A 26,265-nucleotide genomic window follows, 5' to 3' on the forward strand; every position below is an offset into this window, starting at 1 on the left:
CGTTGTTCGATGGCCCAAGGTTAGGGGCAGGTGACAGGCGCCGGACAATGAATAAAGATGCACCTCCCATAAACAAAGGTTATGGACTGCCCCATGCGCCTGCGTCATATCGAAATCTTCCAGGCCATCCGCCAGGCCGGCTCCATCAGCGGCGCCGCGCAGTTGCTGCACGTCTCGCAACCGGCGGTGACCAAGGTCCTGCAGCACGCCGAACTGCAGCTGGGTTTCCCGCTGTTCCTGCGGGTGCGGGGCAAGTTGCAGCCGACTCCGGAAGCCCTGGAGCTGGAGCGCGAAGTGGACAAGGTCAGCGAAAGCCTGCAAGGCGTGCGGCGCCTGGCCCAGAACCTGCGCCGGGCGCCGGGCCATAGCCTGCGCATCGGCGCCACCCCGGCCCTGGCCCTGGCGCTGCTGCCACCGGCTATCCGTGAATGGACCCGCCTCTACCCGGACAGCCTGTGCGAACTGTCCAGCGCCCACAGCCGCGAACTGGTGCAGAACCTGCTGATGCGGGAAATCGACGTGGCCCTGACCCTGCAGCGCCCCGATCACCCCGGGCTCTGCGCACAGCCCCTAGCCGAGGGCGTGCTGGTGGCCCTGGCGCCGCTGGACTATTGGCCGCCCGCCGTGTGCGGCCAGCCGCTGGCCCTGATGGAACTGGCGGACGCACCGCTGATTGGCCTGAGCAGCAGCGACCCGCTGTCGGCGCGCCTGGACAGCTACCTCAAGGCCGTGGAGCCGCCGCCGCGGATCAGCATTGCCGTACAGACCTACTCCCTGGCCCGGGCCATGGTCGAGTCCGGCGCCGGGTTGGCACTGATCGACCCGTTCACCGCCCTGGGCGCATCAACCGCCAGCACCGTCATCCGGCCCCTGAGCCCGCCGCTGCCGATCACCCTGTACGCGGTGACCCGCGCCGCCGAACCGCCGCCCCACACCCTGGCCAGCCTGCTGGAGATCTTCGCCCGCCAGGCCCAGGCCCAACTCGACCATCCCTTGTAGGCGCTGGCTCGCCAGCGAGGGCGGCCGCAAGCGCGGTGCAAATCCCGAAGCCCCCTTCGCCGGCAAGCCGGCTCCTACACCAATCTGCAGTCCCTCGCCCCGTAGGAGCTGGCTTGCCAGCGAAAGCGACCGCAAGCCCGGTGCAAATCCCGAAGGCCCCCTTCCTGGCAAGCCGACTCCTACACCAATCCGCAGTCCCTCGCCCCGTAGGAGCTGGCTTGCCAGCGAAAGCGACCGCAAGCCCGGTGCAAATCGCGAGGGACTCTTCGCCGGCCAGCCGGCTCCTACACCAATCTGCAGTCCCTCACCCCGTAGGAGCTGGCTTGCCAGCGAAAGCGACCGCAAGCCCGGTGCAAATTGCGAGGGACTCTTCGCCGGCAAGCCGGCTCCTACAGGACGTAGAAGAGGATGGCGACGAAATGCAGCAGGCTGCCGGCAATCACGAACAGGTGCCAGATGCCATGGGCATGGCGCAGGCGGCTGTCCAGGGCGAAGAAGATGATGCCCACGGTGTACAGCACCCCGCCCGCCGCCAGCCAGGCAAACCCGGCGGTTCCCAGGGCCGCCAGCAACGGCTTGACCGCCACCAGGACGATCCAGCCCATCACCGCGTAGATCACGATGGAGAGGATCCGCGCCTCGGAACGCGGCTTGATCTCCTGGAGGATGCCGATCAGCGCCAGCCCCCAGACAATCCCGAACAGGGTCCAGCCCCAGGGCCCGCGCAGGGTCACCAGGCAGAACGGCGTGTAGCTGCCGGCAATCAGCAGGTAGATCGAAAAGTGATCGACCTTCTGCATGATGTTCTTCGCCCGGCCGCGCACGCTGTGATAGACCGTGGACACGCTGTAGAGCACCAGCAAGGTGAAGGCGTAGATCGCCACACTGACGATCTTCCACGGACTGCCGTCGATACTGGCCAGCACCACCAGCCAGATGCCGCCGATAAACGCCGCGATCGCCCCCAGCAAGTGGGTCCAGGCGTTGAATCTTTCTCCGTGATACATCGGTCACTCACCCTTGAAACATGAAAAACCACGCAAGGCTCAGGCCTGCAGTTTGAAAGCGCAATAGCTCAATGGGGGCACGGCGGATAAAAAACCAGCGGCCACTTTCGGACTCATCGGGCATCATCAGCCCCTCATCAGCCGAGGCCGGACCATGCTCATCGACGAAGAGTTGACCCTGAAAAAGCTCGAAGTGTTTCTGGCCTTCATGCGCACCGGCAACCTGGCCCGCGCCGCCGCCGAGTTGCAGACCAGCAATGTCAGCGTGCACCGGGCCATCCACTCCCTGGAAAACGCCCTGCGCTGCCCGCTGTTCAAGCATGAAGGACGCAACCTGACGCCGCTGGAAAGCGCCTTCGTGCTGGAGGAACGCGCGCAGAAGCTGGTGCAGGACGTGGTCGAGAGCGTGCGCCTGACCCGTGAAGCGGCAGGCTTCTCTGCAGAACGCTTCAAGCTCGGCGCGCTTTACTCATTGACGGTGAAAACCGTGCCGCAACTGATCATGGGCCTGAAGCTGCGCCGCAGCGAACTGAACATCGACCTGATCCTGGGCTCCAACATCGACCTGCTGTACAAGCTCAAGAACATGGAAGTGGACGCCATCCTGATTTCCCTGGACGACAGCGTCAACGACCCGGACTGCGAGCAGTTGCCGCTGTTTTCCGACGATATCTTCCTCGCCACCCCAGCCGATTCGCCCTTCGCCCAGCAGCGCGAAGTGGACCTGGCCGACGTGCGCGACGCCACCTTCATCACCCTGACCCAGGGGTTCGCCACCCATCAGGACGGGGTACGAGTGTTCAAGCAGGCGGGGTTCGAACCGAAGGTGGCGATGCAGGTCAACGACATCTTCACCCTGCTGAGCATGGTCAGCTCCGGGGTCGGTTATGCGTTGCTACCGGGAAGGATTGCCGCAGTGTATGAAAACCGCGTGAAGCTGATACCGCTGCAGGCGCGCTACCGCCTGCAGCAACATATCGGCGTGGTGTTTCTCAAGGCCAAGGAGCGCGACCCGAACCTGTTGGCGCTGCTGGCTGAATGCCGGATGTACGCCAACCGGCAAAGTACCTAGAAGCCCGCCCAACGGCGCTCGGCTCGGCCTTGCTTGGGCGCTGGCTTGCCAGCCAAAGCATGCGCAAGCCCGGCACAAACTCCGAGGGCCCCTTCGCCGGCAAGCCAGCTCCTACACGAAATCCGCGATGCACTCGCCTCGTAAGAGCTGGCTTGCCAGCGAACGCGCCCGCAAGCCGGCTCCTACGCGCCCAGCAGGCCGCGCATCAGCAGGAACAGCAACGACGGCCCGAGCAGGCAACCCAGGGCGGTGTAGAACGCCGCCGTCAGGCAACCGTAGGGCACCAGCTTCGGATCGGTGGCCGCCAGGCCCCCGGCAACGCCGCTGGAGGTGCCCATCAGGCCGCCGAAGATCACCGCGCTGCGCGGGTTGTTGAGGCCGATCAACGGCGCCACGAACGGCGTCATCACCATCACCAGGATCGCCTTGATCAACCCCGCGGCAATCGACAGCGCCATGACTTCGGAGCTGGCGCCAATCGCCGCCCCGGTCACCGGGCCGACGATGTAGGTCACCGCCCCGGCGCCGATGGTGGTCAGGCTCACCGCATCGGTGTAGCCAAAGGCCATGGCCACGCCGACCCCGGCGACAAAGGACGAGCCAACCCCGACGAACAGCGCCAGCACGCCCACGAACCCGGCGCGCTTGAGCTCCTCGACACTGACCCCGAAGGCCGTGGCGACAATCGCGAAGTCCCGCAGCATGGCCCCGCCCAGCAGGCCGATGCCCGACAACAGCGGAATGTCCACCACGCCCTTCTGCCCGCCGGTGAAGGCGCCACCGACATAGGACAGCACCAGCCCCAGCAGAATGGCGATGGCCGAGCCGTGCAGGCGGCCCTTGGTAAAGGTGTTGGAGATCCAGTAGGACACCCACATGGTGATCCCGATCACCGCGAAACCGCTGATCAGCCCGTAGCCGGTAATGACCTTCATCATCGATTCGTACATGGCCCTTACCCCACTGTTTTCTGAGCAACGGCCGCATCCGGCGCCTTGTTGCCGATGCGCACCAGCACCGGCACCAGGGCGAAGGCGATCACCACCGCCAGGGTGCCCGCGAGAATCGCCATCGGCCCGCCCTTGAGCGCGCCGTAGACGTTCTGCTGCGCGGCCATGGCCACCACGATGGGGATGTACACCGCGCCCCAGAACTCCACGCCCTGTTCGGACTTGCCGGCGAACAGCCCACGCTTGTGCAGGTAGCTGCCCAAGCCGATCAACAGCAGCATGGCGATACCGACACCGCCGACATTGGCCGGCACGCCGATCAATTTGCCCAGCAGCTCACCGATGAAAATACCCACCAGGGTACAAAAGGCCAGAAAGGCCACACCGTAGATAATCATTGTTGTTGTCCTCAAAGTGCATCGTCGAAGTTGTTGTTCTTGTGCTTCGTCAGCCTGAGTCGGTGCTCTATCGGTCGCGGCTTCCCTCCTCACTCAACAGGGCTTGCAGGGTGTCCAGGCGCGCGCCGTCGAAGGCGATCACCGTCCCTTGGGCAAACACCCGGCGGGCCAGCCCGGTCAGTACCGCACCGGGTGGCAGTTCGATCTGCAGGCGCACCCCGCGCTCGTAGGCGCCTTGCACGGTGCCGCGCCAGTCCACCACCCGGCACATGTTGAACGCCAGGTCGTCGCGCAGCTGCTCCAGCGTGCGCAGCGGTCGGGCCCGACTGCCACTGAGGTAACCCAGCACGGGCATCTGCAGGGACACCTCGGCAAAGGCCGCGGCCAGGGTCTGGGCCGGTTGCTCCAGCAGCGGGCAATGGGACGGCACGCTGACCGCCAGCCGCTTGGCCACGCCGACTCCGCAACCCCGGGCCAGCTCGGCCACCGCCTGCATCGCCGCATCGCTGCCGGCGATCACCACCTGGCTGTCGGCGTTGATATTGGCCAGGTACACCGGCGTCTGCGGGCTGTGGACCTGGGCCAGCAAATCCTCCACCGCCGCCAGGTCCAGGCCGATCAATGCGGTCATGCCATAGCCCTGCGGATACGCCTGCTGCATCAACTCGCCCCGCAGGCGCACCAGGCGCAAGGCATCGGCAAACTCCAGGGCCCCGGCCACCACCGCCGCCGGATAGGCACCGATGGACAGGCCCGCCACATAGTCCGCCCGGAGCGGCGCTTGCAACAGGGTCCGGGCACTGGCCACGCCAGCGATCAGCAGGCACAACTGCACCGCCCAGGTGCTGGCCAGGGCCTGGGGCGAATCCAGGGTCAGTACGTCTTCCCCCAGGACCTCACTGGCTTCCTGCAGGCAGGCGCGGGTTTGCGGGCTTGGCGGCAGACGCTGGAGCATCCCCGGCTGCTGCGCGCCCTGGCCCGGAAACACCAACAGGCTGCTCATGCCACCTGCTCCAGAAGGCACCAAGGATCACTGACCAAGCGCGCGCCTTCGGCACTCTTGAGCAGCACCCGAGGCGCGGCTCCCGCCCATTCACGCAGCGCCACGGCCCCGGCCGGAACCTGCAGTTGCAGGTCTACCGGGCACTCGGCGCGCTCCAGCAGGGCCAGCAGCTCCCGGGCCTGAGCCCGGGAAAAGGGTTCCGGTGTGCGCAGGATCAGGTCCAGATCACTGTGCTGATGCAGCGCAGCCACCCCGGAGGCCAGCTCGAAACCGGCACTGCCGCTGACGCCCCAGACCAGGCCCAGGGCATTCAGCTCGCCCCGCAGTTGCTGCAAGGCCTGAAGCGCCGGCAATGAGCGTGTGCCATTCAACTGGCACAGCGCTTCGGGGTACACCCCACGCTGCACCGAGTCCAGCGCCAGCAACGCCGGGTAGCGCTGCTCGCGGGTGCGGCCGCGCAGGCCGACCGCGATCTGCCCCGGCGCCGTCAGCGCCCGCCGCACCACCACCGGCTGCCCCGCCTCCAGCACGGCAAAGGCCCAATCCGGCGCATCGGCGGCCAACTGCGCCGGGGTCATGCCCCACAGCAGGTCGTGGGGCAGCCAGGGGCCGAGGCCGTTCACCATTGTTCCCGCAGCAATTGGCGGACCCGGCTCGACGCCGCCCGGTTCGCCGCCCCCAGCCGGCCGCTCAGGTCGACGCCCTTGGCCCGCACATCGACGATGGCCGCCAGCAGACACTCCTCGACCGCGACCCGATCCTCGGCCGTGGGCTGTTCGATCTGCCGCACCGACAGGCTTTCCCAGAGCAGGCCCAGGCCGGCGTAGCTGTCGATGTCATAGGCCATGGGCGGCACGCTGGCGGCCAGGGCTTCCAGTTCCTCGACGCTGCGCAGGGTGACCCGCGCCGCCGAGGCCTTGCCCATGGCGTGCACCATCACCCCGGGATCGCGCAGGGCGATCAAACGGTTGGCCTGGTAACCGTGAGCGAGAAAGGCTCCGGACATGGCCTTGCCCACCAGCAGGGCAATCACCGGGTGTCCGGCCAGGCGGGCTCGGGCATAGCTGTCGGCGGCCGCGGCCAGGGCCTGATGAATGCCCAAGGCTTCTTCACGCCGGCCATAGGCCTGGCTCGGTACATCGACGATGGCGATCAGCGCCCGCTTGTGGGGCTGGTCGCGGTCGGCATCGATCACCTCATCCACCGCCTTGGCCAGGCCCCAGCCTTCCAGCAGGCCGACCTCGCCCTGGCGGGCACGGGGAAAACGATTCTCCGGGTCGGCCACCACGGCGATAAAACGCACCGGCTGCCCGGCCAGCTCGCCATCGGCCACCCGCAGCGACGGCGGCAGGCCGGTCAGCGGCCCGACGCCGCCACTCAAGGCGTTGAACCAGTTCAGGCCCCGCAACGAATAAGCACTCATGGGCGGTCTCCTTGATACAGATCGCGAACCGTTTCCGCATCGATTTGCGGCGTGGTGTCCAAACGGGCCAGGCGTTGCAGATAGTGTTCGGCCTCACGGCTGCGTTGCCGCTGGGGTAAGCCAAGGGCCAGCAACTCGCGGACCTGAGCCTGGATCTGCGCCACATCGTCGGCCACATACCGGTCCACCAGGCCACTGGCGAAACGCTGCTCGCCGCCGGTCAGGCTCCAGATGAACGGCCGGTCCCGGGAGTCGTATTCCTCAAGCCCGGCCTCCTGTTCGATCACCTGCGGGCCGTTGAGCCCCAGGCGCGCTTCCTGGGTGACCAGCAGATAACTGCACAGCCCGGCGGCAATCGACATGCCGCCAAAGCAGCCGACGCTGCCGGCCACCACGCCGATCACCGGCTGGTACTGGCGCAGGTCGACAATCGCCGCATGGATGTCGGCAATCGCCGCCAGCCCCAGGTTGGCTTCCTGCAAGCGCACGCCACCGGTTTCCAGCAGCAGCACGGCGCGGGTCGGGGTGCCGTTGCGGTTGTCCTCGGCGGCCAGTTCCAGGGCCCCGGCGATCTTCGCCCCGCCCACTTCACCCAGGCTGCCGCCCTGGAAGGCGCCTTCGATGGCGGCCACCACCACCGGCAGGCCGTCGATGCTGCCCTTGGCGATCACCACCCCGTCATCGGCCTGGGGCACCACGCCCTGGCGCGCCAGCCACGGCGACATGACCCGCTGGAACGGGTCCAGCAGCTCACGGAAACTGCCGGCATCCAGCAAGGCCCGAGCGCGCTGCCGAGCACCCAGCTCGACGAAGCTGTGCTTGTTCAATAAACGTGCGCTGTCAGTCATGGCCGATCTCCTCGAAGCCCTGTTCCAGGCGCAGGCGCACCACCCCCGGGGTGGCGCCGAAATCATGGATATCGATCAGCAGCGCCGGCGGTGTCTGGCCGTCGAACATGCGCTCGAACAGGTGCTGCCAGCGCGCGGCGCTGCCATTGACCGAGGTCTGCACCTGGATGGTCAGTTTGCCGGGCTGCCCCGGCTCCAGCAGCACTTCCAGGTCGCCGGAGCCGACACAGCCCACCAGGGCGCGGCCACGACCGGGCTGGCCGGCGGGAAATTCAAAGGACAAGGTTTCCATCAGTTCGCTCCCTGGTGAAAGGCGTCGGCGGATTCGATCCGGTCCAGCAGCAGGCTGGCCGCCAGCAAGTCAGCGGCACCGCCGGGCGAGGCATTCAAGGTCAACAGTTGCAGGTCCAGTTCGTGCAGGCGGCGGCGCCCGGCGAGGCTGGCGCTGCCACCGGCATCGAGCACCGCCTGGGCGCCCTGTTGCATGGCCTGCAGGCCTTGTTCACCGGCGCGGTAGAGCACGCAGGTGTCGGCCAGCCGGCTCATGATCGCCAGCAAGGCATCGAGTCGGGCGTTCTGTTCGCCATGGCCCTGGGCACGGCTGCGCTGGAGCTGCGGCAACCCCCATTGCAGCACCGCGGGAAAGCCCTGCTGGGCTTCTTCCCGAGCGCCACGCACGCCGTAGCGCAGCGCCACCTGGGCGCCGTGGCTCAGGGGCCGTGGGGCATAGCGGTCCTCCAGCAAGGCCAGGCGCGCGGCCCGCAGCGCGACACTGCCGGCACGGGTGGATCGCGGCTCCAGCGCGGCGGCGGCCACCAGCAGGCCCAGGGCCCAGATCGCCCCACGATGGGTGTTCACCCCGCCGGTGGTGGCGAGCATGGCCCGCTCGCCTTCGCGACCGATGCGCCCCAGGGCTTCGCGCAGGGGCAGGCCCACTTCACCGAACGCCAGCGCCGCCTCGGCCATTTCCTTGAACGCCGGCCACAGGGCCAGGGCCGAAGCGTGCATCAGGCCCAGGTGCAGGTCGCTGTGGGCGCCATTGCCACGGCGGTCCACCAGGGCCGGCTTGGGCGACAGGTCGGCCTCGTCGATCAGCGCGTCCACCGCCAGGTCCGCCAGGCGCTCGGCCAGGCTCAGGGGTTGTGATTGCAGGTTGAGTGCGTGCATTACCAGCTCCTGAACTTGGCGGGTGGGTTGTACAAGCCACCGGACCACTGCACCAGATCGGCGACGCTTTTCGCCGCCAGCAGCTCGCGGCTGGCATCGGTGCGGCGGATGCCCAGGTCTTCGGGCAAGGCGATCAGGCCTTCACGGCGCATGCGCGCGGTGTCCTTGGGGTTGTGCCGCAGGCCGATGGCAGTGACTCCGGCCACGGCGGCGATCATCGCCTGGCGCTCTTCCAGGGAGCGGGCCTTGTACAGGTAGGCGATGCCCTCCTCGGTCAGCAGGTGGGTGACGTCGTCGCCGTAGATCATGATCGGCGCCAGCGGCATGCCGCTCTTGCGCGCCACGTCCACCGCGTCCAGGGTCTCGACGAAGGTCGGTTTGCCGCCTTCCTGGAAGGTTTCCACCATCTGCACCACCAGCTTCTTGCCGCGTTCGAGCATGGCCTGGGGCGCATCGCTTTGATCCTGGCGCATATCCAGCCAGGCCGGAGTGCCGTGGCGCCGCCCGCGCGGGTCGTGGCCCATGTTCGGCGCACCGCCGAAACCGGCCAGGCGGCCGCGGGTCACGGTGGAAGAATGACCGTCGCCATCCACCTGCAAGGTGGCGCCGATAAACAGATCCACCGCGTACTGCCCGGCCAGTTGGCAGAACATCCGGTTGGACCGCAGCGAGCCGTCGCGACCGGTGAAGAACACGTCCGGACGCGCGGCGATGTAGTTCTCCATGCCCAATTCGGTGCCGAAGCAATGCACGCTGTCCACCCAGCCACTTTCGATGGCGGGGATCAGGGTCGGGTGGGGATTGAGGGTCCAGTTGCGGCAGATCTTGCCCTTGAGCCCCAGGGATTCGCCGTAGGTGGGCAGGATCAGCTCGATGGCCGCGGTGTTGAAACCGATGCCGTGGTTCAGCGACTGTACGTTGTGTTTTTCGTAGATGCCGCGAATCGCCATCATCGCCATCAACACGTGCACCGGCTTGATATGGCGCGGGTCACGGGTGAACAGCGGCTCGATGTAGAACGGCTTGTCGGCCACCACCACGAAATCCACCCAGGAAGCGGGGATGTCGACCCGGGGCAGCTCGCTGACGTCGTCCACCAACTGGTTGACCTGGACGATGACAATGCCGTCGCTGAAGGCCGCCGGCTCGATCAGCGCCGGGGTGTCCTCGGTACTGGGGCCGGTGTAGATGTTGCCGGCGCGGTCGGCCATGAAGCCGGCGGACAGCACCACATTGGGGATCAGGTCCACCACCAGCCGCGCATAGAGCTCGATGTAGGTGTGGATGGCGCCGATTTCCAGCAGCCCGTCTTCCAGCAACTGGCTGATGCGCAGGCTCTGGGTGCCGGCGAAGGAGAAGTCCAGCTTGCGGGCGATGCCGCGCTCGAACAGGTCCAGGTGCTCGGAGCGGCCGACGCTGGGCATGATCATGTGCAGGTCATGCAGCTTGGCCGGGTCGGCCTTGGCCAGGGAGCGGGAGAGAAAGTCCGCCTGTTTCTGGTTGTTGCCCTCCAGCACCACCCGGTCGCCGGGCAGGATCAGAGCCTCCAGCGCCGCGACGATCTTGTCGGTCGGCAACACCACGCCATCGGCGATGGCCCGCACCTGCTCGAGGCGCCGCTGCTTTTCGCTGCGCCGCCGCGACCAGCGCGCGTCGGGGGAAATTATTGTTGTCATGCTCACTCCACGGGTTCGCTGTCGTGGCAGTCACCTTAGGAGTGAAAACGGGGGGCATCAATCAAGCGCGGCGTTGGATCGTTACGCTGAGGGTAATGATTGAATCGAAGGCCGGCTGTAGGTAATGGCAACACATTGGCGGTTGTTGCAGCGCAGGGGGAACCGCATAGTTGCCCGGTCGCCGATGCATCGGCGGCCGATCTTAGCCGGTCGAGCCTGTTCACGGACGCACAAGCGCTTGCCTATAATGCCGGCGCTTTTTGCCGCCTGGCATTTTGCTATGGCGGCTGTGCGCGGGACACCTTCGGGTGTGCCGGAGGTTCCGTGAATTCCTCTGGTCGGCTAACCCGCGTGCAGCTGCCACCCTCTTTGTTTAGCCGCAAAAGGTGGTAGCTCCTCAAAAAACACGGAGGTGCGCTATGTCTGATTTCATCCCGCTACACAGCAATCTCACCCCTACCCCAGTGTTCCACCTCGACCGCGACGCCCCGGCAGCGGACTTGCACGGCGGCGCGGTGCAACGCATCAAGGCCTCGCGCGACCTGCTGCACAGCCTCAACTGCCTGAGCCTCAAAGGCGTCGACGAGCGTGATCTGAACCACTTCGTCAACGCCGCCCACCTGCTGCTGCAAGACGGCTGCGATGCCCTGGACGCCTTGCAGTGGCGGCTGGAGGCGTAAAGGCCTCGGTCAAACCTGCGCGGTTGGCCTCTTTCGAGGTCAACCGGCGGTCTGGTCTTTCCCCTCAGCAGGCGTCGACGAAGGGCCCATCCAGGTGCCATACAGCTTCTTGGTATTGATAAAGGTAAACAGTCCTACACCGAGGGCGAGCACCAGGAATCCCCAATAAGCCTTGTCATTCCATTGAAAAGCCACCCACGCCTTGTACAGAAAAAACCCGACAGCACCGGCTCCCGCAAGACCGAGCACCGAGATAAAAAACCAATAAATCAAACGTTCTGCCATGTTGAAACTTCCTTGCCTCATTAAAAGAAGTACGCAGCTATTACCGCCTTCCAGAGAGAATCAACCACTCGCTTCGGCGTCCTCTAGAGCACTGGTTTCAATCACGGTACTCCACATGCCGGGCCATCAGATTGGGCCGGTTGAAGGTATCGATGGCATCAATCTTCCCGAGCATCTCCTTGACCTTGACCTTGAAGGTTTCATCGTCCATATCGATCCAGTAACGCGCTGGGCGTTGCTGTTGACGGTCGTATTCGGCGGTGACCGGGTCCAAGTGGCGATAGGGTTCGTACAGGGGAATATCAGGCAGCGGCCGGCTGATATCCATGAAGTTCTGGAAGAAATCCCATAAGGCGCAGGGTCTTTGCAGGGTGTTGTCAGGTGCAATCAAGTTGTTGAAGTTAATGCGAATGTCGCGATAGCGATGGATCAGGAACAGGCTATTCATAGGCAGGCCCTGACGATCCGGGCTGGTGACGATATAGGCGTCGAACTCGTAGAAGGGAGCAGTTGTCTCATCGATAACACCTTCTTTTTTGAAGCGCTTGTAGTCGAAGAAGGTGACAAGGCCAGTACGGCGATTGAGTTCCCAGAGAGGGCCTTTAGGGGGGCGAAACCAAATACTCGGAAAATAGTTTACGACAAGACTACCTATCCCCCAACACACAAGCGGAACCCCTAATATCCATGAATAGAGACCAAAAAACATATCAAGCGTAAATTGCCATGGGTTTTTTTGCGATGCAGGCATAATAGTAAAGTGGGCTAAAGCCATGAACACTAATAGAATTACAAAAACCCATTTACAACCCCCCCTCATAAACAACCAAAACTGCGAGAAAAATGGAAGCTGAGCATACCTAAAACTTTCTTGATCATACTTCTGATGAAGTTCAACCCCCTCTAAAGGTAGAGCAACATAAGTACCATTATTTATTTTTATTAATTTTTCTTTTTCAGCCTTTTCCCAAAACCGCATGCTTTCAGGTTTTGGATCTTGCATGATACGGATTGGCACTACCTCCTGAGTACTCCCCCAAGGTAAATGCACCCCTGAAAACTTAAGCAACCAGCCTCGCTCTGCCGACTCAGATTGGCCTGGAATACTGTCAGGCTTGTATGCTTCTTGTCCGTAGTACTGCACCAAATCTAATAAGTTATTCATTACTTGACACCTTATGGTTTTTTTCATCAGCCCAAAATGGGAGCTCAGCCTTATTAAAGTTGGCCTTAGCATGAACTGGCCCATAAAGTGCTGGCCCCTTAACTCCCGGAGCCGGAAAATGGCGGTTTTCTCCGCAGCTCTTCAATATAAGTTGTGCGCGAACCGCCCAGTACCAGTTACGGGTTTTGAAGGGAGATGGATCTGTATTGGCAGGAGGGGTAGAAAAATAGAGTTCAAGACTGTCGTTGTACAGCCGCTGCGCCTTAGGTATCGAACACATGGTGGGGGCTTGTATATCGGTACTGTAGGGCGAGCCTTTGATGCTGTAGTGGGTGACTGTTTCGCAAAGTCTACAATCAGCCTCGATATCGACGCTCCCCAGGCTGCCGAGTAAACCTGGAAGTCGGCTTTCTATACGAATCAAGGTATCGGCACTGCGCACTGAATGGGGCACTTCAGCACGGGAGTCCAGTTTGGCTTTAGGCTCGAAGAGCGGGTTGCGGCCAACGACGATGCTGTTACCGGCGAACACGCCAAGCAGACGATAGAAAGCCTCTTGCGGATCTCGTAGGTATTGGACATCAGCGCCTGCAGTGCCAAAAGTCTCAGCGCTTAACCAATCTTCCATCAGCATTTCACTGCCCGTGTCAGTCAATGTACTGCACATGGTTTGCCATCAGATTGGGCCGGTTGAAGGTATCGATTGCATCAATCTTCCCGAGCATCTCCTTGACCTTGACCTTGAAGGTTTCATCGTCCATATCGATCCAGTAACGCGCTGGGCGTTGCTGTTGACGGTCGTATTCGGCGGTGACCGGGTCCAAGTGGCGATAGGGTTCGTACAGGGGAATATCAGGCAGCGGCCGGCTGATATCCATGAAGTTCTGGAAGAAATCCCATAAGGCGCAGGGCTTTTGCAGGGTGTTGTCTGGGGTAATAAGGCTGTTGAAGTTGATACGAATATCGCGATAACGATGGATCAGGAACAAGCCATTCATAGGCGAGCCCTGACGATCTGGACTGGTGACGATGTAGGCATCGAATTCGTAGAACGGAGCAGTGACCTCATCGATAACGCCTTCTTTTTTAAAGCGCTTGTAGTCGAAGAATGTAACAAGACCGGTGCGGCGATTAAGTTCCCAAAGAGGGCCCTTTGGGGGGCGAAACCAGATGCGCGGAAAGTGATGCATGACAATATGCCCTACCCCCCAACATAGCAGCGTTGGAAATAAGATAGGCCAGAATACACTCGAGAGCGCGTCCCAAAAACCTATCTTCAGTTGTGAATCTCTTGAAACAATTGATAAAAACAAGCTGACAAAAGAAAAAAGTATCGCAAACAAATAAAAACCGTACTTTCCAAAAACCTGCATAAACAACCAAAATTGTGAGCGAAATGGTAACTGGGCAAATCGAAATCTCTCCTGATCATATTTTTCATGAGTTTCTATATTTTCAAATGGAGCGGGAGTGTAAGTTCCCTGTGCTATCTTTTCCTCTCGCTCCCTTAAGGCTTTTTCATAAGCACGTAGGCCATGGGGAGAGGGGTGGCGCAAAAGGTCTTCGGGGGCTAAGTCCTTGGTCCCCCCCCAAGGTAAACGTGTTCCTGAGAAATTAATCAACCGACTTCGCTCTACTGACGCGGTTTGAGCCGGGATGCTTTTCGGGCTGTATACCAGTTGCCCGTAATAAGGCATTGGTTCGATCATTTTATCCATTGATCAATTTCTTATGAGTTTGTTCGTCTGCCCAAAATGGGCGTTTTATCCTATTGAAGTCGGCCTTGGCATACGCCGCCCCATAAGCTGCTGGGTCTTTAACTTCCGGTGCGGGGAAGTAACGGAGTCCACCGCGGGTTTGCAAAACAAACTGTGCCCGAACCGCCCAGTACCAGCCGCTGGTTTTAAAGGAGGATGGGCTTCTATTGGCAGGAGGGGTAGAAAAATAGAGCTCAAGACTGTTGCTAAATAGCCGCTGTGCTTTGGGTATGGAACACATGGTGGGCGCTTGAATATCGGTACGGTAGGGCGCACCTTTGATGCTGTAGCGGGTGATGGCTTCACAGAGTCGACAATCCGCCTCGATATCAACGCTACCCAAGCTGCCGAGCAAGCCTGGAAGTCGACTTTCTATACGAATTAGGGTATCGGCAGTGCGCACTGAGTAGGGCACTTTCTCCCGACGGTCCAGTTTGGCGTTTGGCTCGAAAAGCGGATTGCGGACAATGCTGATGTTGATACCGGCGAACACGCCAAGCAGACGATAGAAGGCCTCTTGCGGATCTCGTAGGTATTGGACATCAGCGCCTGCAGTGCCAAAAGTCTCAGCGCTTAACCAATCGTCCATCAGCATTTCACTGCCCGTGTCAGTCAATGTACTGCACATGGTTTGCCATCAGATTGGGCCGGTTGAAGGTATCGATGGCATCAATCTTCCCGAGCATCTCCTTGACCTTGGCCTTGAAGGTTTCATCGTCCATATCGATCCAGTAACGCGCTGGGCGTTGCTGTTGACGGTCGTATTCGGCGGTGACCGGGTCCAAGTGGCGATAAGGTTCGTACATGGGAATATCAGGCAGGGGGCGGCTGATATCCATGAAGTTCTGGAAGAAATCCCATAACGCGCAGGGCCTTTGCAGGGTGTTATCGGGAGTGATAAGGCTGTTGAAGTTGATGCGGATATCGCGATAGCGATGGATCAGGAACAGGCCGTTCATGGGCAAGCCCTGACGATCCGGGCTGGTGACGATGTAGGCATCGAACTCGTAGAAGGGGGCAGTTATCTCATCGATAACACCTTCTTTTTTGAAACGCTTGTAGTCGAAGAAAGTGACAACGCCGGTGCGGCGATTGAACTCCCAGAGAGGGCCTTTGGGGGGGCGGAACCAAAATTTTGGAAAATAGTTTATAACAACGTGACCTATTAACCAGCAGACCAGCCAGGGCCCCATGAGAACAGGGAACATTTCTGTGACATTATTGTAGTAGTTGGAGATAAAGGAACCTTCAGGATGATCAGCACCCAGCAAACAGGCAAGAAGATATATAGGGAGTACAATTATAAAACTCCATTTTCCAAAGACCTCAATAAATAGCCAAAATTGCGACTGGAACGGCAATTGGGCAAAGCGATACCTTTCTTGATCATATTTCTGATGAAGTTCAACACCCTCAAAAATAGCAGGTATGTAAGTCACATTGGCTTTCTTTTCGTTTTTTTCTTTTTCAGCAGCCTCCCAAAAACGCATACTTGAAGGTTTTGGATCTTGCATGATTCTGCTGGGGACTACGTGTTGTGTATTCCCCCATGGCAAACGCCCCCCTGAGAACCTAAGCAACCAACTCTGTTCTATCGGAGTTGGTTGATCTGGAATTTCACTAGGGCTGTAAGCTGTTGGCTCATAGTAAGGCAACGTTTCAATTGCTTTATTCATTACCCGATGCCTTATGCGTTTGTTCGTCGGCCCAAAATGGGTGTTGGGTCTTATTGAAGTCGGCCTTGGCATAAGCCGGCCCGTATGCTGTTGGGTCTTTAACTTCCGGTGCGGGAAAGTAACGGACTCCACCGCGGCTTTGCAGAACAAACTGTGCCCGAACCGCCCAGTACCAGCTGCTGGTTTTAAAGGAGAATGGGCCTCTATTGGCAGGAGGGGTAGAAAAATAGAGCTCAAGGCTGTCGCTGTACAGCCGCTGCGCCTTGGGTATCGAACACATGGTGGGCGCTTGAACATCGGTACGGTAGGGCGAGCCTTTGATGCTGTAGTGAGTGATGACTTCACAGAGTCGACAATCCGCCTCGATATCAACGCCACCCAAGCTGCCGAGCAAGCCTGGAAGTCGACTTTCTATACGAATCAGGGTATCGGCAGTGCGCACTGAGTAGGGAACTTCCTCCCGACCGTCCAGTTTGGCGTTTGGCTCGAAAAGCGGATTGCGGACAATGCTGATGTTGATACCGGCGAACACGCCAAGCAGACGATAGAAGGCCTCTTCCGGATCTCGTAGGTATTGGACATCAGCGCCTGCAGTGCCAAAAGTCTCAGCGCTTAACCAATCGTCCATCAGCATTTCACTGCCCGTGTCAGTCAATGTACTGCACATGGTTTGCCATCAGATTGGGCCGGTTGAAGGTATCGATTGCATCAATCTTCCCGAGCATCTCCTTGACCTTGACCTTGAAGGTTTCATCGTCCATATCGATCCAGTAACGCGCTGGGCGTTGCTGTTGACGGTCGTATTCGGCGGTGACCGGGTCCAAGTGGCGATAGGGTTCGTACAGGGGAATATCAGGCAGCGGCAGGCTGATATCCATGAAGTTCTGGAAGAAATCCCATAAGGCGCAGGGCTTTTGCAGGGTGTTGTCTGGGGTAATAAGGCTGTTGAAGTTGATACGAATATCGCGATAACGATGGATCAGGAACAACCCGTTCATAGGCGAGCCCTGACGATCTGGGCTGGTGACGATATAGGCGTCGAACTCGTAGAAGGGGGAAGTTATCTCATCGATAACACCTTCTTTCTTGAAGCGTTTGTAGTCGAAGAAAGTGACTAGACCGGTGCGGCGATTTAATTCCCAGAGAGGGCCTTTGGGAGGACGAAACCAGAGGCGAGGGAAATAGTTGATAATAATGTAGCTTACCCCCCAACATAGCAGCGCTGGGAACAAGGTGATCCAGAACGCACTCATAAATGCTTCAAGAAAACTAATCTTCAGATGAAAGTCTCTTGACGCTATTGATAGGAGCAAACTGACAACTATTGATAAAAAAGAAAAAAAGTAGAATCCAAACTTTCCAAAAGACCCTAATATCAACCAAAACTGCGAGCGGAATGGTAGCTGAGCATACCTAAATACTTCTTGATCATACTTCTCATGCAACTCTACACCCTCAAGCGGAGCAGGAATATAAGTACCCTGCACCACTTTCTCTTCTCGGCTTTTGAGAGCAGCTTCATAGAGACGTAAACCGTGAGGAGATGGGAACTGCAAAAGACTTTCAGGGGCTAAATCTTTAGTACTCCCCCATGGCAAACGCACTCCAGAAAACTTAAGAAACCAACTTCGCCCTACAGACTCTGGTTGACTCGGAATGTTTTTCGCACTGTATGCCGCTTGGCCGTAATAAGACATTAGCTCGATCGGATTATTCATTACCAGATGCCTTATGTGTTTGTTCGTCGGCCCAAAATGGAAGTTCGATCTTGTTAAAATTAGCCTTGGCATAAGCCGGCCCGTAAGTTGTTGGGTCTTTAACTTCAGGTGCGGGAAAATAGCGGACGCCACCTCTGCCTTGCAAAACAAACTGTGCTCGAACCGCCCAGTACCAGTTGCGAGTTTTAAAGGTGGACGGATCTATATTGGCAGGAGGGGTAGAAAAATAGAGCTCAAGGCTGTCGCTGTACAGTCGCTGCGCCTTGGGTATCGAACACATGGTGGGGGTTTGTATATCGGTACTGTAGGGCGAGCCTTTGATGCTGTAGTAGGTGACTTTTTCGCAAAGTCTACAATCAGCCTCGATATCGACGCTCCCCAGGCTGCCGAGTAAACCTGGAAGTCGGTTTTCTATACGAATCAAGGTATCGGCACTGCCCACTGAATGGGGCACTTCAGCACGGGAGTCCAGTTTGGCTTTAGGCTCGAAGAACGGGTTGCGGCCAACGACGATGCTGTTACCGGCGAACACGCCAAGCAGACGATAGAAGGCCTCTTGCGGATCTCGTAGGTATTGGACATCAGCGCCTGCAGTGCCAAAAGTCTCAGCGCTTAACAAATCGTCCATCAGCATTTCACTGCCCGTGTCAGTCAATGTACTGCACATGGTTTGCCATCAGATTGGGCCGGTTGAAGGTATCGATTGCATCAATCTTCCCGAGCATCTCCTTGACCTTGGCCTTGAAGGTTTCATCGTCCATATCGATCCAGTAACGCGCTGGGCGTTGCTGTTGACGGTCGTATTCGGCCGTGACCGGGTCCAAGTGGCGATAGGGTTCGTACATTGGAATATCAGGCAGTGGGCGGCTGATATCCATGAAATTCTGGAAGAAATCCCATAACGCGTAGGGCTTTTGCAGGGTGTTGTCGGGAGTGATAAGGCTATTGAAGTTGATTCGAATATCGCGATAGCGATGGATCAGGAACAACCCGTTCATGGGCGAACCCTGACGATCTGGGCTGGTAACAATATAGGCATCGAATTCGTAGAACGGAGCAGTGACCTCATCGATAATGCCTTCTTTTTTAAAGCGCTTGTAGTCGAAAAAAGTGACTAAGCCAGTGCGACGATTGAGCTCCCAGAGAGGGCTTTTTGGAGGGTGAAACCAGATGCGCGGGAAGTGGTTGATAACGATGTGCCCTACTATCCAGCTCAATAAGGCGGGAAACATGAAAGGCCAAAACCCGCTCATGAACGCTTCAAAAAAACCTATTTTAATATCGGAGCCTTGGGTTGCAATTGAAACCATTAAGCTGATTACCGCATATACAGTCGCAAGCAATATGAATATCCACTTCCCAAAAACATGCATGAACAACCAAGATTGCGAACTTAAGGGTAACTGAGCAAAGCGAAATTGCTCATGATTATACTTTTCATGAAGTTCTATATTTTCAAATGGGGCAAGGATATAAGTTTTTTGTGCTATTTTCTCTTCTCGCTCTTTTAATGTTTTTTCATAAGTGCGTAGCCCATGAGGAGAGGGATGACATAAAAGTTCTTCGGGGGCTAAGTCTTTGGTTCCCCCCCAAGGCAAACGTGTCCCTGAAAACTTAATTAGCCAACTTCGCTCTACTGACACGGGTTGAGCCGGGATGCTTTTCGGGCTATATGCCAGCTGCCCGTAATAAGGCATCGGCTCGATCAATTTATTCATTGTTAAATGTCTTATGCGTTTGTTCGTCGGCCCAAAATGGGCGTTCAGTCTTATTGAAGTCGGCCTTGGCATAAATCGGCCCGTAAACTGTTGGGTCTTTAACTTCCGGTGCGGGAAAGTAACGGACTCCACCGCTGCTTTGCAAAACAAACTGTGCCCGAACCGCCCAGTACCAGCTGCGGGTTTTAAAGGAGGATGGATCTATATTGGCAGGCGGGGTAGAAAAATAGAGTTCAAGGCTATCGTTAAATAGCCGCTGCGCCTTGGGTATGGAACACAGGGTTGGCGCTTGAATATCAGTCCTGTAGGGCGAGCCTTTGATGCTGTAGTGGGTGACTGTTTCGCAAAGCCTACAATCAGCCTCGATATCGATGCTCCCCAATCTGCCAAGCAAACCTGGGAGGCGGCTTTCTATACGAATTAGGGTATTGGCACTGCGCACTGAGTAGGGCACTTCCTCCCGAACGTCTAGTTTGGCGTTTGGCTCGAAAAGCGGGTTGCGGACAATGCTGATGTTGATACCGGCGAGCACGCCAAGCAGACGATAGAAAGCCTCTTGCGGGTCTCGTAGGTGTTGAGTTGAGGAGCTGTCGTCAGTACCAAAGGGCCCGGCATTTAACCAGTCTTCCAACTGAGTGCTGCTCAGCCAGAGCACCAGACCGGCGCCGATGCTAGTCAACAGCAAGGCTACCCAGCCAAATGGATTCATGCCCAGTACCGTGGCCATGCCGCTCAGTAGGCCGGCGGCGACACCCGAGAGTGCACCTCCAGCCATCAGCAGATAGCCATACATGGCCTGATCGTTCCATTGCCAGGCATACCAGGCGTCATAGAGGCTTACCCCGGCAAAAAGAATCCCTGAGCCCAATTGGCCGAACAGCCGCGCTGTAAATGCTTTAGTGACTCGACTTGCCAATTTTGGACCGAAGACTTGGATCACTCTTTCTTCAGATATGGTGAGTATTTGTGTTCTTGCCATTGCCAATGCGGATTGTGTTCCAACGAACTTAACGGTCAATTCTTCCATCGCAATAACAAGATCAACTGAAGCGCTTGCTAAACCTCCAATGGCTCGAAAGCTACCTTTCACCCTGTTACTTTCCTCGAACACCTGCACCTCCGCCCTTACATTCCACATCTCCAACATCAACACCGCCGCCGCAAAAGGCCGGCTGTTCAACACGCGCCACGTATGGGTCCTGGCACGTTGTTCGTGTAAATGTTCACGTGCAACGTTCAAAGCGCTTCTGGCTCGGGTGCTGCTTGCCGCATCGGCAGCAGCGACGGCATCTGCCTGTTGGGCGGCGTTAATCTGTTGGTTTATCTCTCTGATCAGCTGAGTAACGGGCGCGCTAACGGGGATAGCCAGTACCTGATGGTTGGCGCTGGTCACGCCTGCTGCCGGCATGCGCGTGCGGTTGGTGCTGCCCAGCACCTCGCCCGTGGGGCTGAGAAACTCACCGTGGATGGTGATCGCTCTTGCCTGGCGGGTGGGCAGGTCCTGCTGGCCAAACAGGTAGAGATCCTCTGTCACCGCTGCGCGCCGCACAAAACGCGCAAGACCAAAGGTGGCGGGCAATACGCTGCGCAATTGCTGCACGCCACGAGCATGCAGCCTAATGTTGACCGGGCGAGCCTCAGCTCCCAGGCGCTCACGCATTTGATTCAAACGTTCACGGGCCTGGTCACTGGCGGTTCGGCTGGCGGCGGCGGTTTGCGCGGCCTGGCGGGCGGCATTGCGTGGGGCGGCGGTGGCGGCGCGGGCCCTGTCCACGGCGCCTTGCAGGTTTTCGAAAAAACCTATCAAAGCGGCGCTGGTGTTCTTGCCGTTGAGTGTCAGAAAACTGTCCAGGCGACCTTCAGCCAGTAGTGTGGCCAACAAGGCGCTGTCCAGCAGCTCCTGTTGCGCGGGAGACGGAGGCACCTGGTTTTCATGCTTGGCCAAGTCGGTCGGACGAAAGCAACCATCGCCAAGGTTTGGGTCATCCTGGGTCGGGACCTTGTAGGGCACGCAGACCGTTTCCATGTCGCTGGCTGGCCACAGCATCTGGTGCCAGGCCGAAGTCGTGTCTTCGGCAATGCCGCTGAGCAGTTTCTGTGCACGGCTGGCCTTGGGGCTGTACAGGCTGACGCCGGTCACGGCATCCACCACGTCGCCGGTGGGTGACAGTGGATCGAGCCGTCCCGGCGGCAGGGCGATGCTCGCCATGGCCTGGCTCAGGGTGAACAGCGCGGCCAGGTAGTCAAAGCCCTCCAGGCTCAGGTGGTCGGCGAAGGTCTGTTGGGTAACGCCCTGCTCCAGGCATTCGCTCAGCAGGTCCTGGGCGCTGTTCATGTGCTGCCAGACCATGGCCCGCTCCACGGTGGCGGTGCAGCGGTTGATGGCCTGTTTGCCTGTGTCGTTGAGTTTCTTCATGCCGGCATGCAGTGCATTGGCCTGCCCTGCGAGCTGGCGCGGAACCACCAGCTGCTGCACCAGCAGCGCACTGCCGTGGTTGGGCTCTTGGGCGGCGCGGCGGGCGCAGAGCATGAGCAACTGGTGATGAGTGTTGAGGCGCATGTGCAGATGGCGCACGCGGTAGCGTGGGTCGTCCAGCAATACGCCACAGAGCTGGCGTTGCCGGGCCGATTCGAGGACGTCGGCCACGCTGTCCTGTGCCTGCCATAAATCGGCTTTTTCGCCCTCTGCCTCCGGCGTGCTGCCGGACTCGGGTTCGGGCGCTGGCAAAGAAGCTTCCAGGGCATCGGCGATGGCGGTCAGTTCCAGGGCCACCCCATGGGGCTGTTCTGCGTTGCCGGCGGCGTAGGCTTGAAGGAAGACCTTGGCCTGGGTGCTGGCCTGAACGGGGAATTGTCCAGACAGGTCGCACAGGTAGCTACCCGGGTGTTCGAGCATCCATTCGTAGCCCGGCTCCCGGGGGCGTTGCGGCGCGGCGACGCTGACCGGGAAAGCACTCGCCTGAAGATTGAGCCAGGTAGTCCTGGCCCGAGACGCGGCGCTCTGGTTGGTGGCGTTGTGCACGTCGAAAGCAGCAAAGGCCTGCACCATCGCCGTGCCGTCGGGCTGGTTCTTGTACAACCGTTTGAAGCGTTGGTCGGCGCTGCGCAGGTCAGGGCTCCGGCAGCGTTGGCCACGCAGCTTGGCGTCCTGCTCCAGGCGCTGTAGCCGAGGGGCGCTGAGCTGGACTTCCGAGAAGCACAGCTGCACATCATCCACTCGCCGGTCATTCCAACTGGCCGGTAGCCAGATGTCGTCCAAGGCCTGGCCGCTGGCCTTGCGTTCGCCGACCTTGAAGCTCTGGCCCTGGCGAAACTGCGCCACATCGATGTCGTGGTAGCTGGTCTTGCCGTCCTCGATGCGCACTTCCAGCTCGCGCCACAGCCGCTGCTTGTGGAACACGTAGACGTAGCCACTGCGCGCCAGCACCGGCGTGCCGAGGTCGTAGGCGCTTTTGCTGCCAGGCAAGGCGACAAAGGGCAGCACCGGCACCAGCTGGTTCCACTGGGCATCGCTCTGGCGGGGCGTGGGGCGCGGGTTGTCGAGCAATGGCAGGCGAATGGGCGCGCCCTGGGTGGTGGCGATTTCCAGGCACAGTTGTCCTTTGGCCAGGCCGGCACTGTCCCAGACGTGCAACACACTGCTGCACAGTTCCTGTTCCAGGGGCTCCTGCTCGCCCTTGAGCGGGCTGCGGGCCTGATCCAGCAGTACCAGCTTCTGGCTCTCGGGGTGATCCTTGCCGATCACCTGGACGATCAGTTTGCCGGCTTCGCAGGCCGGGCCCGGGCTCAGGCTACCGATGGGGGCGCTCATGTCAGTGACTCCTTGTCTTGCCAATGCCGACGTAAAAGTTCCAGGTGGTCCTCATTGCTGGTGTGTGAAGCCAGACGCGGCAGGTCGTGGTGGGCATAGCACAGCCGCAGGTCGAGAAAACGCTGCAGTTCCTCGGCCTGGACGAAGCCCAGATCCATGCCCTGCTCCAGGTACTCACTCGCTTGGGTGAATGACAGGTCGCGCTGCCGCTTCCACCATTGATACAGGAAGTACTCTCTGCGCTGACGCTGCAACGCTTGCTCCTGTTGCTGGCTGAGGCGAGCCGGGGCGGCTCCGGGCATCGTCCTCCATTGCGCAGCGTGTGGGTTGTCGACGCTCAGCCAGCGCTCTTTATCCTCGGCCTGATCGGCCCAGGTGCCGCCATACCAGCTCAAGCGCGAGACAGGTCCCAGCCACAACGCAAGGCTTTGAGCGGCATCGGCGGCAAAGAAGTAACTGGCAGTGGTCGGATTGCAATAACACAGCACCCCCTTGCGCTGTTCGCCAAAGCGCACCAGCAGGATATGCCGCAGGTGCTCCAGCAGGGTGTCCGTGGACACCGAGCTTTCAAGGATCAACCCCGGCCACTGCTTGGGCTCCTGCCTCATGAACTCCAGCACCCGGGGATTGCGCGCGCAGTCCAGCCAGACCGGACTCTGCTCGCGGCATTCCGCCAGCTCAGTGGCGTCGAACAGCAGGCTGGGCGAGGGATCATCCGTCGCCTGGTAGATTTTTTCCAACAGGTACTCACTGCGCTCCAGCAGCACTGAGGTGTTCATCGTGACGCTCCTGCCAGCAGGGCCTTTCTGCACGGGCAGTCGGTCAGCGGACACTGCATGGGCGTGCCTCCCTTGGGCTTCTGGCACAGCTCCACCAGGGGCAGTTTTTCCTTGAGCCGTTGTTGCAACAAGGCCCCCGGCTTATCCCCATCCGCCACCCGCAACACCCCCGGCAACAACGGCGCCGCGCCAGTGCCACTGCCCGGGCTGCCGCCGGAGTTGTTATTGACCAGGGCGCCGCTGAGGGCCACGCCGCTGCCGTCGATCTTGATCCAGCTACCGCCGCCCTTGAGGGTCAGTTCGCTGCCGGCTTCGAGCACCACTTTCAGGCCACTGGCGAGGTGGATTTCCTGGCCGGCCTCGATGAACAGGCCGTTGCCCAGTTGCAGGTGCTGGCTGCCGGCGATGCTCAGGTGATCACTGGCGCGGGCTTCGACTTTGCGCTCGCCATGCACGGTGTGGTGTTCTTCGGCCTTGAGTTCGCTGTAGCTGTTGGCCTCCACCGTGTCGTGGCGCTGGTGGCCGACGCGGATTTTCTGGTCGTGCTGGACCTGCTGATCCCAGTCGCGCTGGGCGTGGATGAAGATCTGCTCGGCGCCTTGTTTGTCTTCGATGCGCAGTTCGTTGAAGCCGCCGCCGTCGGGGCTGCTCAAGGTCTTGAAGGTGCTGCGGGTCTTGTGCGCCGGCAGCGGATAGGGGACGACGTTTTCCTTGTGGTACAGGCAGCCGGTGATCAGGGGCTGGTCGGGGTCGCCTTCGAGGAAGGTCACCAGCACTTCCATGCCGACCCGGGGGACGGCGATGGCGCCGTACCAGGCGCCGGCCCAGGCCGAGGACACCCGAAGCCAGCAGCTGCTCTTGTCGTTGCCCTGGCCCTCGCGGTCCCAGTGAAACTGCACCTTGACCCGGCCGTGGGCGTCGGTGTGGATGTCCTCGTCCTGAGGGCCGGTGACCTTGGCGGTCTGGCTGCCAAGAATCCGCGGCTTGGGGTGTTCCAAGGGCGGGCGATGGGGCACTTCCCAGGGGGTGGCGGTGAAGCGGTTGCGGTAGCCCTGGTGAAAGCCTTTTCCGGCCCGGATGTCGCTGGTGATGGACTCTTCCAGCACCTGCGGCTGTTTGCCTTCGTGGAGGACTTCGGTCAGCAGCCACAGGTCGTTCCAGGCCGGGTGGGGGTGCCCGCTCAGGGGCAGGAAATGCCCGCTGCGCAGGCTTGGCTGGTCGCTGTGGCCGCTGGCCTGGCGGTAGTCGCTGCGGTGCCGTTCCAGGGCGCGCCTGGCCAGATGCTTGCCGCGCTCGCGGTCGGTGAAGCGTCCGGGGTAGGCGTAGTCTTCAAGGTCCGGCTCGGCTTTTGGCTCTTGCGGTTTGGCCGCCTCCCTGCATCAGCAGGCGCGGTTTTTCCGAAGTCGTAGTCGCGGCGCGTGGTGCGGCTGGGGCGCGCCTCCAAGCGCAGCTCGAAACGCTTGATCACCGGCTCGCTGGCCACCAGGCCGGAGTCTTGCCGGTAGGCCACCGGGGCCAGTTTGCGGAACACCGTCTGGTCTTCGCCGAACACCAGTCGATGCCCGTCGCGGCTGTGCTGAAAGTGGTAGTGCAGGCCCTCTTCCTCGCACAGGCGCTGGATGAAGCGCAGGTCCGATTCGTCGTACTGCACGCAGTACTCGCGCTCCGGGTAGGGGCCGGCGAGGTGGAAGTGGTAGTCGTTGCCGAGGATGCCGTGTTCCTCCAGCACCCGGGCGATGATCTGCGGCACGCTCAGGTGCTGGAAGATCCGTTGGTTGATGCGCTGGCCCAGATAGGCCAGGCGTGGGCCGAGGGTGATCTGGTAGTGGCTCAGGCGACGACCGCGGTCGCCTTGGGCAATGCGCTGGATCTGCCCGTGAATGCCGCTGCCATCAGCCGCCAGTTGCAGGAAGGCCGGGGTGTGCAGCAGCGCGTCCAGGTCCAGGTTGGAGCGTTCGCTGACCAGCTCCAGGTCGAAGGCAAAGGGCCGGCTGATGCGTTCCCGGCCCTGCAGGCCGAGCACTTGAAAGTCGTGGGGGCGACCCTCCAGGGTCAGGCTGAAATGCGTCTGGTCGGCGGCGGCGAACATTCCCTGTGCCTCGATGCGGGCAGTGCAACTGCTGGATGAATAAG

Annotated in this window: 24 protein-coding genes and 2 pseudogenes; 3 read left to right on the plus strand and 23 right to left on the minus strand. The window is 60.1% G+C overall.

The window, feature by feature from the left end; genetic code table 11:
- Positions 1–93: 93 nt before the first annotated feature.
- On the plus strand, positions 94–999 hold the full coding sequence (locus tag PST29_RS28280; protein WP_060844859.1) for a LysR family transcriptional regulator: 906 nt from the start codon (positions 94–96) through the stop codon (positions 997–999).
- A 389-nt stretch (positions 1,000–1,388) separates the two neighbouring features.
- On the opposite strand, the gene trhA is transcribed toward PST29_RS28280, so the two are convergent.
- Entirely contained in the window at positions 1,389–2,006 is a 618-nt protein-coding gene (trhA, locus tag PST29_RS28285; RefSeq protein ID WP_060841512.1) for a PAQR family membrane homeostasis protein TrhA, read from the minus strand.
- A 154-nt stretch (positions 2,007–2,160) separates the two neighbouring features.
- Here trhA and PST29_RS28290 point away from each other — a divergent pair, with 154 nt between their 5' ends.
- Complete coding sequence (locus PST29_RS28290) at positions 2,161–3,078, plus strand: LysR family transcriptional regulator (protein ID WP_016968746.1); 918 nt, start codon at positions 2,161–2,163, stop codon at positions 3,076–3,078.
- A gap of 182 nt (positions 3,079–3,260) precedes the next feature.
- On the opposite strand, the gene madM is transcribed toward PST29_RS28290, so the two are convergent.
- From madM to mdcA, 9 genes are all read right to left on the minus strand, one after another.
- Positions 3,261–4,028, minus strand: a complete 768-nt coding sequence (gene madM / locus PST29_RS28295) for a malonate transporter subunit MadM (RefSeq protein WP_016968745.1) — start codon at positions 4,026–4,028, stop codon at positions 3,261–3,263.
- A 5-nt stretch (positions 4,029–4,033) separates the two neighbouring features.
- Positions 4,034–4,426 (minus strand): malonate transporter subunit MadL, encoded by a 393-nt coding sequence (gene madL / locus PST29_RS28300; RefSeq protein ID WP_060841513.1) that lies wholly within the window; start codon positions 4,424–4,426, stop codon positions 4,034–4,036.
- A gap of 67 nt (positions 4,427–4,493) precedes the next feature.
- Positions 4,494–5,429: a malonate decarboxylase subunit epsilon gene (gene mdcH / locus PST29_RS28305; RefSeq protein ID WP_060844860.1), complete on the minus strand. Its 936-nt coding sequence runs from the start codon at positions 5,427–5,429 to the stop codon at positions 4,494–4,496.
- A complete protein-coding gene (locus tag PST29_RS28310) occupies positions 5,426–6,052 on the minus strand; it encodes a malonate decarboxylase holo-ACP synthase (RefSeq protein WP_060845182.1) in 627 nt (208 codons plus the stop codon). The genes mdcH and PST29_RS28310 overlap by 4 nt, the downstream gene beginning before the upstream one ends.
- Positions 6,049–6,852 (minus strand): biotin-independent malonate decarboxylase subunit gamma, encoded by an 804-nt coding sequence (mdcE, locus tag PST29_RS28315; RefSeq protein ID WP_060844861.1) that lies wholly within the window; start codon positions 6,850–6,852, stop codon positions 6,049–6,051. Before mdcE ends, PST29_RS28310 begins: the two co-directional genes overlap by 4 nt.
- On the minus strand, positions 6,849–7,700 hold the full coding sequence (locus tag PST29_RS28320) for a biotin-independent malonate decarboxylase subunit beta (RefSeq protein WP_060844862.1): 852 nt from the start codon (positions 7,698–7,700) through the stop codon (positions 6,849–6,851). The genes mdcE and PST29_RS28320 overlap by 4 nt, the downstream gene beginning before the upstream one ends.
- Positions 7,693–7,992 (minus strand): malonate decarboxylase subunit delta, encoded by a 300-nt coding sequence (locus PST29_RS28325; RefSeq protein WP_016968739.1) that lies wholly within the window; start codon positions 7,990–7,992, stop codon positions 7,693–7,695. Before PST29_RS28325 ends, PST29_RS28320 begins: the two co-directional genes overlap by 8 nt.
- Complete coding sequence (locus PST29_RS28330) at positions 7,992–8,867, minus strand: triphosphoribosyl-dephospho-CoA synthase (protein WP_060844863.1); 876 nt, start codon at positions 8,865–8,867, stop codon at positions 7,992–7,994. Before PST29_RS28330 ends, PST29_RS28325 begins: the two co-directional genes overlap by 1 nt.
- Complete coding sequence (gene mdcA / locus PST29_RS28335) at positions 8,867–10,543, minus strand: malonate decarboxylase subunit alpha (protein ID WP_060844864.1); 1,677 nt, start codon at positions 10,541–10,543, stop codon at positions 8,867–8,869. Before mdcA ends, PST29_RS28330 begins: the two co-directional genes overlap by 1 nt.
- Before the next feature lie 419 nt (positions 10,544–10,962).
- On the opposite strand from mdcA, the gene PST29_RS28340 reads away from it, so the two are divergent.
- Positions 10,963–11,223, plus strand: coding sequence for a hypothetical protein (locus tag PST29_RS28340; RefSeq protein ID WP_060841519.1), 261 nt, complete (start codon positions 10,963–10,965; stop codon positions 11,221–11,223).
- 39 nt (positions 11,224–11,262) lie between these two features.
- On the opposite strand, the gene PST29_RS28345 is transcribed toward PST29_RS28340, so the two are convergent.
- The 13 genes and pseudogenes from PST29_RS28345 to tssI all read right to left on the minus strand — a co-directional run bounded on the left by PST29_RS28345 (position 11,263) and on the right by tssI (position 26,221).
- Positions 11,263–11,508 (minus strand): hypothetical protein, encoded by a 246-nt coding sequence (locus tag PST29_RS28345; protein WP_060844865.1) that lies wholly within the window; start codon positions 11,506–11,508, stop codon positions 11,263–11,265.
- Between the two features lie 97 nt (positions 11,509–11,605).
- Positions 11,606–12,511: a hypothetical protein gene (locus tag PST29_RS31385; RefSeq protein ID WP_082729305.1), complete on the minus strand. Its 906-nt coding sequence runs from the start codon at positions 12,509–12,511 to the stop codon at positions 11,606–11,608.
- A gap of 154 nt (positions 12,512–12,665) precedes the next feature.
- Positions 12,666–13,301, minus strand: coding sequence for a hypothetical protein (locus tag PST29_RS32045; RefSeq protein WP_148659678.1), 636 nt, complete (start codon positions 13,299–13,301; stop codon positions 12,666–12,668).
- Positions 13,302–13,320: 19 nt separating this feature from the next.
- Complete coding sequence (locus tag PST29_RS31390) at positions 13,321–14,229, minus strand: hypothetical protein (protein WP_082729345.1); 909 nt, start codon at positions 14,227–14,229, stop codon at positions 13,321–13,323.
- A gap of 154 nt (positions 14,230–14,383) precedes the next feature.
- Positions 14,384–15,019, minus strand: a complete 636-nt coding sequence (locus tag PST29_RS32050; protein WP_148659679.1) for a hypothetical protein — start codon at positions 15,017–15,019, stop codon at positions 14,384–14,386.
- A 19-nt stretch (positions 15,020–15,038) separates the two neighbouring features.
- A complete protein-coding gene (locus PST29_RS31395; RefSeq protein WP_082729306.1) occupies positions 15,039–15,944 on the minus strand; it encodes a hypothetical protein in 906 nt (301 codons plus the stop codon).
- A 154-nt stretch (positions 15,945–16,098) separates the two neighbouring features.
- Positions 16,099–16,734 (minus strand): hypothetical protein, encoded by a 636-nt coding sequence (locus tag PST29_RS28370; protein ID WP_060844866.1) that lies wholly within the window; start codon positions 16,732–16,734, stop codon positions 16,099–16,101.
- 19 nt (positions 16,735–16,753) lie between these two features.
- A complete protein-coding gene (locus PST29_RS31400; protein ID WP_082729307.1) occupies positions 16,754–17,662 on the minus strand; it encodes a DUF4199 domain-containing protein in 909 nt (302 codons plus the stop codon).
- Between the two features lie 154 nt (positions 17,663–17,816).
- Entirely contained in the window at positions 17,817–18,452 is a 636-nt protein-coding gene (locus PST29_RS32055) for a hypothetical protein (protein ID WP_148659680.1), read from the minus strand.
- A gap of 19 nt (positions 18,453–18,471) precedes the next feature.
- Positions 18,472–19,542 carry a hypothetical protein gene (locus PST29_RS28380; protein ID WP_232513186.1) on the minus strand — a complete coding sequence of 357 codons (1,071 nt, stop codon included), beginning with the start codon at positions 19,540–19,542 and terminating at the stop codon, positions 18,472–18,474.
- On the minus strand, positions 19,535–23,353 hold the full coding sequence (locus tag PST29_RS32175; protein ID WP_060844867.1) for a toxin VasX: 3,819 nt from the start codon (positions 23,351–23,353) through the stop codon (positions 19,535–19,537). The genes PST29_RS28380 and PST29_RS32175 overlap by 8 nt, the downstream gene beginning before the upstream one ends.
- Before the next feature lie 230 nt (positions 23,354–23,583).
- A pseudogene (locus tag PST29_RS28390) lies at positions 23,584–24,132 on the minus strand (DUF4123 domain-containing protein); the annotation flags it as partial.
- Positions 24,129–26,221 (minus strand): annotated as a pseudogene (gene tssI, locus PST29_RS28395) (type VI secretion system tip protein TssI/VgrG). The pseudogenes PST29_RS28390 and tssI, both read right to left, overlap by 4 nt.
- Between the last annotated feature and the right edge of the window lie 44 nt (positions 26,222–26,265).

Origin of the sequence: Pseudomonas sp. St29, assembly GCF_001547915.1 — a bacterium.
Taxonomy (GTDB): Bacteria; Pseudomonadota; Gammaproteobacteria; order Pseudomonadales; family Pseudomonadaceae; genus Aquipseudomonas.